The 12,693-nt window shown below is 51.6% G+C and carries 12 protein-coding genes; 4 read left to right on the top strand and 8 right to left on the bottom strand.

What is annotated here, in order from left to right; genetic code table 11:
- The first annotated feature begins 335 nt into the window (after positions 1-335).
- Entirely contained in the window at positions 336-1,868 is a 1,533-nt protein-coding gene (locus BUB68_RS10280; protein WP_073090983.1) for a flagellin N-terminal helical domain-containing protein, read from the top strand.
- Between the two features lie 78 nt (positions 1,869-1,946).
- Here the strand turns inward: BUB68_RS10280 and BUB68_RS10275 are convergent, their stop codons facing one another.
- A complete protein-coding gene (locus tag BUB68_RS10275; RefSeq protein WP_073090980.1) occupies positions 1,947-3,233 on the bottom strand; it encodes an adenylosuccinate synthase in 1,287 nt (428 codons plus the stop codon).
- Positions 3,234-3,265: 32 nt separating this feature from the next.
- A complete protein-coding gene (gene purB / locus BUB68_RS10270) occupies positions 3,266-4,558 on the bottom strand; it encodes an adenylosuccinate lyase (protein WP_073090977.1) in 1,293 nt (430 codons plus the stop codon).
- 374 nt (positions 4,559-4,932) lie between these two features.
- Here purB and BUB68_RS10260 point away from each other — a divergent pair, with 374 nt between their 5' ends.
- Complete coding sequence (locus BUB68_RS10260) at positions 4,933-6,117, top strand: iron-containing alcohol dehydrogenase (RefSeq protein WP_073090972.1); 1,185 nt, start codon at positions 4,933-4,935, stop codon at positions 6,115-6,117.
- An 86-nt stretch (positions 6,118-6,203) separates the two neighbouring features.
- Here the strand turns inward: BUB68_RS10260 and BUB68_RS15835 are convergent, their stop codons facing one another.
- A complete protein-coding gene (locus BUB68_RS15835) occupies positions 6,204-6,431 on the bottom strand; it encodes an IS3 family transposase (protein ID WP_081371957.1) in 228 nt (75 codons plus the stop codon).
- A gap of 342 nt (positions 6,432-6,773) precedes the next feature.
- Here BUB68_RS15835 and BUB68_RS10250 point away from each other — a divergent pair, with 342 nt between their 5' ends.
- Positions 6,774-7,394, top strand: a complete 621-nt coding sequence (locus BUB68_RS10250) for a flavin reductase (protein WP_073090969.1) — start codon at positions 6,774-6,776, stop codon at positions 7,392-7,394.
- Between the two features lie 108 nt (positions 7,395-7,502).
- On the opposite strand, the gene BUB68_RS10245 is transcribed toward BUB68_RS10250, so the two are convergent.
- From BUB68_RS10245 to BUB68_RS10230, 4 genes are read right to left on the bottom strand one after another with little or no spacing between them, the layout of a single operon-like run.
- On the bottom strand, positions 7,503-8,024 hold the full coding sequence (locus BUB68_RS10245) for an NUDIX hydrolase (protein WP_073090967.1): 522 nt from the start codon (positions 8,022-8,024) through the stop codon (positions 7,503-7,505).
- A 1-nt stretch (position 8,025) separates the two neighbouring features.
- Positions 8,026-8,847 (bottom strand): ATP-dependent sacrificial sulfur transferase LarE, encoded by an 822-nt coding sequence (gene larE / locus BUB68_RS10240; protein ID WP_073090965.1) that lies wholly within the window; start codon positions 8,845-8,847, stop codon positions 8,026-8,028.
- Entirely contained in the window at positions 8,844-9,908 is a 1,065-nt protein-coding gene (locus BUB68_RS10235) for an FAD:protein FMN transferase (protein WP_073090962.1), read from the bottom strand. Before BUB68_RS10235 ends, larE begins: the two co-directional genes overlap by 4 nt.
- A gap of 14 nt (positions 9,909-9,922) precedes the next feature.
- Positions 9,923-11,227 (bottom strand): dicarboxylate/amino acid:cation symporter, encoded by a 1,305-nt coding sequence (locus BUB68_RS10230; protein ID WP_073090959.1) that lies wholly within the window; start codon positions 11,225-11,227, stop codon positions 9,923-9,925.
- Between the two features lie 252 nt (positions 11,228-11,479).
- Between BUB68_RS10230 and BUB68_RS10225 the strand changes: the two genes are divergently transcribed.
- Entirely contained in the window at positions 11,480-11,755 is a 276-nt protein-coding gene (locus BUB68_RS10225; RefSeq protein ID WP_256625872.1) for a hypothetical protein, read from the top strand.
- Positions 11,756-11,862: 107 nt separating this feature from the next.
- Here BUB68_RS10225 and manZ read toward each other — a convergent pair whose 3' ends face one another.
- Positions 11,863-12,687 carry a PTS mannose transporter subunit IID gene (manZ, locus tag BUB68_RS10220; RefSeq protein WP_073090956.1) on the bottom strand — a complete coding sequence of 275 codons (825 nt, stop codon included), beginning with the start codon at positions 12,685-12,687 and terminating at the stop codon, positions 11,863-11,865.
- Between the last annotated feature and the right edge of the window lie 6 nt (positions 12,688-12,693).

The following is a 12,693-nucleotide window of genomic DNA, read 5'->3' as shown; positions in this document are numbered from 1 at the left end:
CAATTTACATATTAAATATATCTATTTCTTATATACTTTTACATCATAGCAGATATTTGCATAAAAATCCACTGTTTTTGTAAATTTAAGTAATGTATACATAAACAGTGCGCCATGGTTTTCTATTAGTGTAATTGTTCGCCATAAAAAGAAAATATCCCCCTTGCAGAAAGATTTTTTATAATAAATTGGAGGGGGCATACATTCACAGGCAGTTGTCCCCGATTTATTTTCTCCAAAAAAGACTTGCCGAAATAAAAAAAATTATTATACAATATAGTATATAAGATGTATTGTTTTGTCAGGGATTACAAAAGGAAGAAGGGACTTTTCCTATGGCTATGACAATTCGCAATGACAGCAGCAGTATGATGGCGCTGGGACAAATGAAGAAAAATGATTCCAGCCGGAACCAGCAGCTACAGAAGGTTGCCAGCGGGATGCGCATCAACAGTGCCGGTGATGATGCTTCTGGCTACTCCATTTCGGAACGGATGCGCGTGATGATCCGATCCCTGGGGCAGGATATTCAAAACACACAAACCGGCAGGAATTTAGTAGCTACCGCCGAAGGCGGCATGCAGGAAATTATCAATAACCTGCGCTCCATGAAGGAGTTAGCCATCAATTCGGCTAACGACCACAATACAGATTTGGACAGAGAGACTCTCGAAAAAGAATTTTCCAGCCGCATGGAAAGCATTACGGAGATCACAGCCACCACCAACTACAATGGCCGACTGTTACTGACGGGGGACTATGCCCAATACCGGCTGGACACCTCTGGAAGTGGAGGCAGCGGACAAAACACATTAATCAGCGGTTTTCAGCCAGCCTTTAACACCTGTGCTTCGGATAATCGCATCATTTCCGGCGGACGAACCGGTGTACCAGTAGACAGCAGTTATGTGGGCAGCGGCAACGGGAATTGGAATTACTGGGTGGGACAAGGTCAGCTACGACCACCTAATAGTGCCCAGCGTAAACAAATTGCTGTAGCCATGGATTTTTCCAACCTATCGGTAAATTACCCCAGTGCTTTGGACGGAAAGGGATTCGCCATCCTTTGTGGCGAATGTTCACAGTATATTAATTTTATTTTTGATGCCAGTACCACTTCCTCTTCCTATACTACTTCTCCAACGCCCCCAGCCGGCCAACTGGTCAATGGTTTTGCCCGGGCTTATACCGTAGGTATTCAAAACGTGACCAACGCAACAGATTTGGCACAGGCAGTATTTAATGCCGTAAAATCTGCACAAGGCCAAATGCCCATAAAACAATATGTGACCTCCAACACCTTTGACACAACTTCATCTAATCTTTTGATTGATGAATTGCACTACTTGCGTTTAGCTGAAATCAACGGCAGTTATTATTTCTTAAAAAATGATGACAAGTGCCCCTTGCAGTTCATCAATGGCATTTATGGCGAACCACGGAACGAATTCGAAAGTACCGACCTTGTGATCGGAGATCCCTTGATTATTCATACCGGACCTAAGGCCAACCAGAATTTGCGGGTATTCATCAATGCCATGTGGCCCAAGGACATGGGGATAGAAAATGCCCACGTTACTCCATTGGAGGCAGCTTTGGTAGCCATGGGGCTTTTGGATCATGCTGTTGATTATGCCTTGAATGAGATCACCCGCATGGGTGCTTATCAGATGCGGCTTAACCAAACAGAAAGCAATTTGGTGACCGGCGAGGAAAACACCGAATCGGCGGAGAGCCTGATTCGTGATGCCGATATGGCTAAGGAAATGACCGGCTATATCAAATCCAATGTCTTAAACCAGTCTGCACAGGCCATGCTGGCACAGGCTAACAAAAATAGCGGCAATGTCTTAAAATTACTGCAATAGCCACTTCAACAGCCTAAAAATAAAACAGGTATTTCCGAAACGATACGGTAGCGGAAATACCTGTTTTTATTCATAATCTTAGAAAATATCCTGTGCCAGGACGATGGTTTCATCGCGGTTCGGGCCAACGGATACGATGCCCAGCTTGATGCCGGTCACTTCTGCCATGCGTTCAAGATATTTCTTGGCGTTTTCTGGCAGATCTTCGTACTTGCGCACCTTGCTGATATCCGTATTCCAGCCCTCGAAAGTCTCGTAGACCGGTTCAACTTCCGCCAGCACCTTGAGGCTGGCCGGAATCTCGTTGAGAATTTCGCCTTTGTACTTGTAGGCCACGCACATCTTGATCTCCTCGAAGTTGTCGAGAATGTCGAGACGTGTCACAGCCATGTAGTCGATACCGGAAATCAGGCCGGCATAGCGGACCACGCAGGCATCGAGCCAGCCCGTACGACGGGGACGGCCCGTAACAACACCGTACTCATGACCTTCTTCACGGATCTTCTCGCCGATAGCATTGAGCTGTTCCGTGGGGAAGGGTCCCTCACCCACACGGGTGCAGTAAGCCTTGACGATACCCACAACCTTGTCGATCTTGTTGGGAGCCACGCCAGCGCCCACGCCTACACCACCAGAAATGGGATGAGAAGCGGTAACATACGGATAAGTGCCATAGTCAATATCCAGCATCGTAGCCTGAGCACCTTCGAAGAGAATCTTGCGGCCCTCTTTGATTTCGTCATTCAGCAGAGCAATGGTATCGCAGACATAGGGGCGCAGGCGCTCTGCATAACCCAGATATTCCTTGAGGATCTCATCATAGGACAGCGGCTCATGGTCATAGAGGAGCTTCAGTTCCTTATTCTTGATTTCCAGGTTCTCCTGCAGACGCTTAGCGAATTCTTCCTCATCCATCAAGTCGCAGACGCGGATGCCGATGCGGTTGTCGCGGTCCATGTAGCAGGGGCCGATACCACGTTTGGTGGTGCCGATCTTGTTGTCACCGCGGGCTTCGTCACCGATGCCATCCATCAGGCGATGGTACGGCAGCACCACATGAGCACGGTTGGAAATGCGGATGCCGGACAGGTCAACGCCTCTTGCAGCCAGACCATCCATTTCCTCCAGCATGACCATGGGATCAAAAGCCACGCCATTGCCGACAATGCAATGGGAACCTTTGAACAGGATTCCGGAAGGCATCAGGCGCAGCTTATAGGCCTCGCCGTCTACCATGACCGTATGACCGGCATTGCTGCCGCCCTGAAAACGGACTACCGTATCTGCCTGCTGAGCCAGATAATCGACGATTTTCCCCTTACCTTCATCGCCCCACTGGGTACCGGTTACTACTACTGTTGACATATGTCTCTCTCCTTAATGCTTTGATTCCAGAATCAAAGTCCGAAACGTTCAAAAATCATATCGACATGACGCAGGAAATACTTGTAATCGAAGCAATCGTCGATTTCTTCCTTCGTCAGATACTTCGTGATATCCGGGTCATTTTCCACACTCGTGCGGAAATCCTGACCTTCCATCCAGCGCTTCATGGCATTGCGCTGTACCCACTTATAAGCATCCTCACGCAGCACGCCCTTGCTGACAACACTCAGCATGATGCGCTGGCTGTAGATAAGGCCGCCGGTGCGTTCCATATCATGGAGCATCTTATCCGGATAAACCAGCAGCTTATCGATGATGTTCGTGAGCTTGCGAGTGCAATAATCCACGTTGATGGTGCTGTCCGGCAGGATCACGCGCTCAACGGAGGAATGGGAAATATCGCGCTCATGCCAGAGGGTGATATCCTCCAGCGCTGCGACAGCGTTACCACGTACAAGGCGGGCCATACCGGAGATTCGTTCGCAGTTGATGGGATTGCGCTTATGCGGCATAGCAGAAGAACCCTTCTGCCCCGGGGAGAAGTACTCTTCAGCTTCACGGATATCCGTGCGCTGCAAGTTGCGGACTTCCGTAGCGATTTTTTCCAGCGTGCTGGAAACGATAGCCAACGTCGTCACGAATTCAGCATGACGGTCACGCTGGATAACCTGGGTTGCCAGGGGAACCGGAGTCAAGCCCAGCTTCTTGGCCACACGCTGCTCGATTTCCGGGTCGATGTTGGAGTAAGTGCCAACCGCACCGGAGAGCTTGCAGACGGAAACCGTCTTTTTCGCATGTTCCACACGGTCGATATCGCGTTCAATCTCTGCACTCCAGAGAGCCATCTTGAGGCCAAAGGTCATGGGCTCAGCATGAATGCCATGGGTACGGCCAATGCAAGGCGTATGTTTGAATTCCACGGCGCGGCGGCGCAGAACCTCACGGAATTTGCGCAGGTCGTCGAGGATGATGTCTGCAGCATCCCGCATCATCATGCAATAAGCGGTATCCTTTACGTCGCTGGACGTCAGCCCCTTATGCACATACTTGGAATCTTCACCAACATTTTCAGCGACGTTGGTCAGGAAGGCAATGATATCATGATGCGTCACGGATTCAATTTCCTTGATGCGCTTCACGTCAAACTTTGCCTTGGCGCGAATGTTCTTCGCAGCCTCCACCGGGATTTCGCCCAGTTCTGCCATAACATCGCAGGCAGCCAGCTCCACATTCAGGATTTGCTGCCATTCGTTCTCGATGGACCAAAGATGACCCATCTCCGGGTTGGTGTAGCGTTCAATCATTAGTGAATTCCTCCTCAGGATTCTTGCGGCATCTCTGTACCGCGGAAGTGAAAACACGAAAATAAAACTCAAATTGACTGCCCCGCCACTTGCGAAGTCCAGCCTCATTTTGAGTTTGGAGAATTTGTTTACAGTTTCCCTTTCTTATAATAGCAAAGACATCAGTCAGTGTCAACAAAAAACACCAGTGAAAACACACTCCCTCTCCCTGCCTCATCCCTTGGCGTCACCCGGAGCATCTAAAGGCTTATCCGTCTCAACACCAGAAAATATCCTCCCGCATGCAGACGTATTTTCCACAAATATATAGCAGGATTTTTCCTTTTTTTATATAATACTCAATATGATAGCAAGCAATCTATGGAGGTATCACTATGCAAGCATTCAACTTCAAAGTTCCTACAGAAATCGTTTTTGGCCGTGGCGCCGAGGAAAAAGTTGCCGAAAAGCTCCCCACCTATAACGCCCATCGGGTGTTCATCGTCTATGGAGGCGGCAGCATTGTCAAAAGCGGCCTGCTAGGCAAAATCGAAAACCAGCTGCACTCTGCCGGCCTGTTCACCAAGAGCAAGGGAGGTGTCCAGCCAAATCCCCGACTTTCATGGGTTCGTGAAGCCGTAAAAGAGGCCATCGACTTCAAGGCAGACTTTATCCTCGCTATCGGCGGCGGCAGCGTTATTGACTCCGCAAAGGCCACCGCTCACGGTACCGCTAATCCTGAAATCGACGTCTGGTCCTTCTGGAATGGCACTGTGAAGCTCGAAAAAAGCCTGCCCGTTGGCGCCGTGCTGACACTCTCTGCAGCCGGCAGTGAGACCAGCGATTCTGCCGTCATCACCAACGAGGAAACAGGCAAAAAAGCAGGACTCAATACCCCCTTCAACCGTCCGGCTTTGGCCTTTATGAATCCAGAGCTGACCTTCACCGTGCCGAAAAAACAGCTGGTCTGCGGCATCGCAGATATCCTTATGCATACACTGGAGCGATACTTCACTAATGTCAAGGAAGAAAATGCCCTGACTGACCGCATCGCCGAGGCTCTTATGACCACGGTCATCGATTGCTCCTACCGCGCGATCAAAAATCAGACCGATTATGATGCCATGAGCGAGATCATGTACGCCGGCACCATCTCTCATTGCGGCCTCACTGAACTAGGCCGCTGCAAAGACTTCGCCTGCCACAAGCTCGGCCATGAACTTTCCGGCCGCTTCGATGTCACCCACGGTGCCAGCCTCACTGCAGTCTGGGGCTCCTGGGCCAAATACGTCTATCGGGATGATATCCCCCGCTTTGCAAAGTTCGCTGAAAAAGTCTGGAACATCAAAGACGGCACCGAGGAAGAACGTGCCCAAGCCGGTATTAAGCGGACTGTCGCCTACTTCAAAGAAATCCATATGCCCACCAACTTCACCGAACTGGGCATCGGCATCCAAAGCGAGGACGTTCTGGCGAAACTTGCCGACTCCTGCACCGCCGGCGGCACCAAAACAGTAGCCAACTTCCACCCCATCGACAAGATAGCGGCCATCGAAATCTACAAACTGGCCAACCATTAACCCCCAGCACAATGGGCTGTTCCCCGTCAAGAGGACAATAAAAAATATAAAATTTCTTTGGTCGGCAGATTCGTCTGTCGGCCTTTTTACGCGGCTAAATACAAGATATATTTCTCTATCGGTGTCAGGATGCCAAGATTCCGTTGCACACGTTTGTGGTTGTAATAATGAATGTATGTTTCAATCGAACACATAAGATCACGCTTGCTGGTAAAACGCCGGCCATAGTACATCTCTCGTTTAAGAATGCCCCATAATCCTTCCATAGGCCCGTTGTCAATGCAGTGGACTACACGAGACATACTTTGTGTCATTCCTTGTTTTTCCAAGTTGTGGTGGAAATTCCTGTTTGTATATTGAAATCCTCTAGCGCTGTGGAACAGCGGACGGACATCTGGATTGGTCCCATCCACTGCTTAGTGGTGAAGAACAAAGTCATAAACCTTGCCTACAAAATCCTGATGGCTTCTAACTACTCTTCCCCTCACCGTATTTCTGCATACACTAAGCCCGGCTGGACGTGATGTTTTTCCGAAGCGTTTGGCGGAGTCAGCCGCCTCAGCTGAAGAAAAATATTACGGTCATTCAGGCGTCTTCGTGGCAGGATTTTTCCCATAAACAGCGTAGTTAAACGGTAAACGAAAGGAGGTTTCCCCATGAATCCGAAGACTCTATTCAATATCCCCTACGGCCTCTACGTCCTCACTGCCAACCTCGATGGTAAGGACAACGGCTGCATCATCAACACGGTCTGCCAGGTGGCCAATACCCCGGACCAGATCACCATTGCCGTCAACAAAGCCAACTACACCCGCGAACTCGTAGCGGCCAGCAAGAAATTCACCGCCTCCATCATCAGCGAAGCCGCCAGTTTCGACCTCTTCAAACACTTCGGCTTCCAATCCGGCCGGAACGTAGACAAATTTGCGGGCTTTACGGACTGGAAACGTGGCGCCAATGGGGCGCCCATCATCACCGCCAGCACCAACGCCTATATCGCCGGCTGGGTAACCCAGGAAATCGACCTGGGCTCCCATACTCTCTTTATCGCGTCAGTCACAGATATGGATGTTCTGACGAACATTCCCTCCGCCACCTATAACTACTATCAGCAAAACATCAAACCCAAACCACAACAGACAGCCCCGCCCCCGGCAGGCAAACATGTCTATCGCTGCAAGATCTGCGGCTATGAATACATCGGCGACGAACTCCCCGCCGACTTCATCTGCCCCCTTTGCAAGCACCCGGCCTCGGATTTTGAACAAATAAGCTAAAATATCCTGCCTCCCCCTTCAGGGGGAGGTGCCCACAAGGGCAGAAGGGGTAACTCTCTGACAAGTTGGTAAATACCTGACTTGTCAAAGAGTTCCCCCTTTCGAGTCCTACGGACTCACTTCCCCCTGAAGGGGGGCAGCTTTTTTATTGTGCGTCTGGATGTCTCTACCATCCAGCACCGCTTCCACCAATTCTTCGCCCTCATACCGAAGCTTCAGAGAGAAGTGGGGATGTTTTTCCTCCAGCAGCCGGAAGAATATCTTATCGCCTTCCCATAGGGGCAGGTCATAGACCGCATCCTTGTCGATCCATTCCAATGTGCCTTCGTTGCACTCCCCGATTTTTCCTTCATAGGCCGTGGCTGTGTAGAGAAACATGTATTCCGTCTGCCATCTGTCGGAGATAAAGGTGATGATGCCCCGCTGCTTGTAATCCGTCAAAGTGAGCCCCGTTTCTTCCCGGGCTTCCCGCAGCAGGCATTCTTCGGGACTTTCGTCGGCTTCGAAGTGGCCGCCGATGCCTACCCATTTATCCTTATTGATGTCGTTTTCCTTCTTTACCCGGTGCATCATCAGGTATTTGCCGTCGCGTTCGACATAACACAACGTTGTCAGATTGCTTTTGGGCATATCATTTTCCTTTCAAAGCTTCATTGAGGCTGCCTGTACGATAGCCTTCCAAATCCAACGTCACATAGGCAAAACCCAGGGCCCTGAGTTTTGGGACAACCTGCTCGTAATGACCGTCCATAAAGGCGGCGATATCCGTCTTGGGCAATTCGATTCGTGCCAAATCCGCATGACTGCGCACCCGCACCTGCAGGAAGCCTACCTCATGAAGGAAATTTTCCGCCTCCTCCACGCGTTTCAGCTTGGCCGGCGTGATTTCCTCTCCATAGGGAATGCGGGAAGCCAGACAGGCCGCCGAGGGCTTTTGCGCGGTCTTCAGTCCCAAAGCTGCCGACAGGGCGCGGACGTCAGCTTTGGTGAAGCCCGCTTCCAGCAAAGGGCTCAGGACCCCCAGCTCCTTAACGGCCTTGGCGCCGGGGCGGTAATCTCCCTGATCATCCACGTTGGAACCATCCAACAGATGCACGATACCTGCGGCACCGGCGATTTCCCGCAACCTGCCAAAAACCAGCCGCTTGCAGAAGTAGCAACGGTCAGCGGGATTCCTGCGCACATCATAATGACGCAGCGGCTCCAACACGGCCAGCTGATGCTGTACCCCTTCCTGCTGGCAGAAGTCCTGCGCTTCACGCACATCACTGACCGGCACGAAATCACTTTCCGCCGTTATGGCCAGCACCCGCTCTTTTCCCAGCACATCCCGCGCCACCTTCAGGAGCAGCGTGGAGTCCACTCCCCCGGAAAAAGCCACTGCCACCTGTCCATAGGATGTGAGCAGAGCCTTGAGCTTTTCCGTCTTGCGCTGTAACATTCCATCCATCATAATCCTTCTCCACTCTCCTGCCAAAAATGAAAATCAGGCGATACGTCCACAAGTTCCTTCGCTAAATCACCAGTCGTCCAAAGCTGATAGCGGCCATCCGTGACAGCCCCTTCAATGCCATCCTGCCCGCGCAGAAAGCGTGCCCCTTGCTCCGGTCCCAGCACAAATACCGCCGTCGTCAGGATATCTGTGAGCATGCCGCCATCTTCCACGGTATCGGCTGCTACGATGGTCACACTCATGGCTCCGCTCTTAGCAGGCCAGCCGGTGCGCGGATCAATGATATGATGATAGCGAATGCCCCCCGCCTCAAAGAAGCGCTCATAATCGCCCGACGTGGATAACGCTTCATTCGTCAAGGGCAGGATGGCCATCTTCTCCTGTGCATCCTCCTTGCGGGGATGGCGCAAGCCGATGCGCCAGGCTGTCCCCTCCTGGTTCACGCCCAGCGCATACATGGAGCTGGCGCCCAAGTTGATCAGGCCGTCCTTGATACCATAGCGGGCATATATCTTGCGTACCTCGTCCACGGCAAAGCCCTTGGCAACACCGCCCAAATCCACGCCCATGCCCTTCTGGAGCAGACGGGCACTCTGCGTCCCCTCGTCCAGTTCCAGCTTCTGCCAGCCTACCTTTTTCTGCGCCTCGGAAAGCTCCGCTGGCGTTGGCACTTTGGCATGGTCGGTGCCGATGCCCCATAGATCCACCAAAGGTTTCGTGGTCACATCAAAGGCACCATTAGTCTTACGGGCATAATCCTGCGCCACAACCAGCATCTTGAAGGTCTCCGGCTGCAGAGCCACCCATTTGCCCGTGCCGGCATTTTGGGCCAGCTTATTCACATCGCTGGCCGGCACATTGGGATTGACCATATTGTCGATATTCCTGAGCCTGGCCATGCTCTCATCGATGGCGGCTTGGGCATCCTCGCCACGGGCCGTGAGTGTCACCGCCGTATCGAGGACGATATCACTCTTTTTTACGTCAGACTGCTCCCCGCAGCCGGCGCAAAGGCACAGCACGAGGAGCAGCATGCAAACAACTATTTTTTTGACGGGCATTCCGCTCCACTCCTTCAGGACTGGATTACCGGACTTGCCTCCTCCAGCTCACCAGCCAAATCATGATTTGTCATGGCGCAAACGCTGGCATCGGACCAGACATTTTCTGCTGTCTCTATCATATCAATAATGGTGTAGATTGGCAAGATAACTCCCATCAAGCCGATAGGTGCGCCCATGGAGCTCATGAGCGAAAGCGTCAGGAAATAGCAGCCCATCGGTACGCCCGCATTGCCGATAGCCGCCAGCACCGCGATAAACACCCAGGCAATCATGGTACCTAACGTGAGCTCAAAACCAGCATTCTGCATCACAAACAACGAAGTCACGAGGATAAACGCCGCGCAGCCATTCATATTGATGGTCGTGCAGATGGGCAGCACAAAACGGGAAACCTTGGGATTGACCTTGAGATTGTTCTCAGCAGAAGCCAGCGTCACCGGCAGCGTACCAGCAGAACTCTTGGTAAACAGTGCCACCGCAATGGCCGGAGACATCTTGCGGAACACATCCAGCGGATTCAGTCCACGCAGAAGCAAAAACAGCGGCAGAACGACGAACATCTGCAGCAGATTGCCGCCCATGACCACCGCCACATACTGGCTGAGTGCCCCCACAATCACACCCGCTTCGATCTGCGCCGACAGCTGGCCAGCAAAAGCCAGGATGCCCACCGGCAGTGCCCAGAGAATTGCCCGGATCAGCGTAAACAGCAGTTCCTGCAAGCCATGCAGACCTTTCAGGAGCACCTCGCGGTTTTCTGTTTTCGGCATAAAGGCCAGCCCCAAACCAACGGAGGCGGCAATCAGCATCACCGAGAGCACGTTGCCCGCCAGGAACGGCTGCAGGACATTGTTCGGGATGACCGAGAGGATATGGTCATAATAGGTCAGCTTGCCCACTTTATCCAAGGGCACGTTGGCTGCACCTGCTCCCACGATTTCTGCCGGCAGGTTGCCCGGCGAAATCAGGATATAAAGTCCCAGCCCCACAGCAGCAGCAGCCAACGTCGTCAAGAACGTGTAACTTACCGCATGGGCAAAGATGCGCCCTGTTTCCTTCTGGCCTCCCAGTGCGGCCAGCGTCGTGATGACCGCCAGCGCAATCGTCGGCACTGCAATGAACTGGAACAGCCGCGTGAATACCGTGGCGATAAAGTTGAACAATTCATTGAGCGGCGCAATGCCTAAAAAGCCCAAAAAGCCGCCGATGATCAGCGCACTGAACCACAGCACCAGCTGCTTGCGACTGGCCTTGGGATTATGAGCCCGCAAGGCCTCTTCCCGGGCCTTGGCCACGGTCTTGTTTTCGTCTGCCATAATGATTCCTTCTTTCTCTTGCTGAATAATCAATAAAACCTAGTAAATTAATATGTTTTACATTTTAACATATTTTTAACTTTTTTCAAGAGTAAAATGTAACTTTTATAGAACATTTCCCTGCATATTTTTCGTTGCTTCCACACAAAAATCCTGCCCAACAGCAGGATTTTCCGCCCGATAAAGCGAATGAATGAATATAAATAATTATCCGAAATCTATTATCGAATCTGCTGACAAGGAAGTGATGCTATGAACATGAAACTGCACGGAGACAAGATTGCCTATTTCTTCATTGCCTTCGCCCTTTACCTATTGATTCGGGCTTTCTCTGCCCATCTGTCCATGCCCATCATCAACGTGCTGCTCTATGTTTCCATAGCCTCATCCCTTCTGGCCAGCAACGTGCCGCGGGTCATGGATATCCCCCTGCACTATGCCTATCCCGTGAAATGCGTGGAATACTTCACCTTCGGCGTGTCTGTCGTCTGCTTCATCGCCCTGTGCCTGCGGCATATGTGGATTTGACCTCCTTTCTATATTATATATACCTAAAAGCTCCGCGAAAAATCGCGGAGCTTTTTTGGGAATGAATATATAATGGAATGTGTATGTAGACTACTACTGGACTTATCTTAGGCGAAAAGACCAACAGCGTAGCCGGCAATGCCAAGGGCGAAGAGCCCCAGGATGATAACCAGAGGATTAACACCCTTTTTCAACAGATACATGCAAGCGAATGTCATGAGCAGCGGCACGATGCCAGGCATCAGGCTGTCCAAGAGGCTCTGAACCGTGGTGACCACCTGTTCGCCCTGGCTGTTCGTGTAAGAGGACAGTACCAAGGGCATATTGACGGTCGTCCATTTGGCCACGAGGGCGCCCATGACGAGAAGACCGAGTACGGAGGAACCTTCGGTGAGGTAGCGCATGCGGTTGCCGCCTACTTCGTTGACGAGTTCCGTACCTTTATCATAGCCGTACATTACGCCGTACCAGTTGGTCAGCAGGCGAATCACGTTGAAGGCGATGAAGAAGATCAGCGGGCCGACGATGCTGCCCGTGAGAGCCACACCAGCACCGAGAGCTGCCAGCACCGGACGCAGCGTGCCCCAGAAAATCGGGTCGCCCACACCAGCCAGAGGGCCAATCAGACCTACTTTGACGCCGGAAAGGGTGTCCTCACCGATATCGGCGCCGTTGGCTTTTTTCTCTTCCATAGCGGCAATGATACCCATGATCGGGGTTGCCAGGAACGGCTGGGTGTTGAAGAATTCCAGATGGCGTTTCAGGGAACGCTTGTATTCTTCGGGATCATCTTTATAGAGCTTCTTGAGTGCCGGAATCAGGGACACGCAGAAGCCGATAGCCTGCATACGCTCGAAGTTGAAGGAGCCGAGCAGGAAGTTGGAACGAATGAAAATCGATACGAGATCGCCTTTTGTGAGCTGTTTTTCCATGAGTCG

The organism is Pseudoselenomonas ruminantium (assembly GCF_900142515.1).
GTDB lineage: Bacteria > Bacillota > Negativicutes > Selenomonadales > Selenomonadaceae > Selenomonas_A > Selenomonas_A ruminantium_D.
The sequence above is the reverse complement of the archived record's forward strand: the minus strand, read 5'-3'. Positions and strand labels throughout refer to the sequence as shown.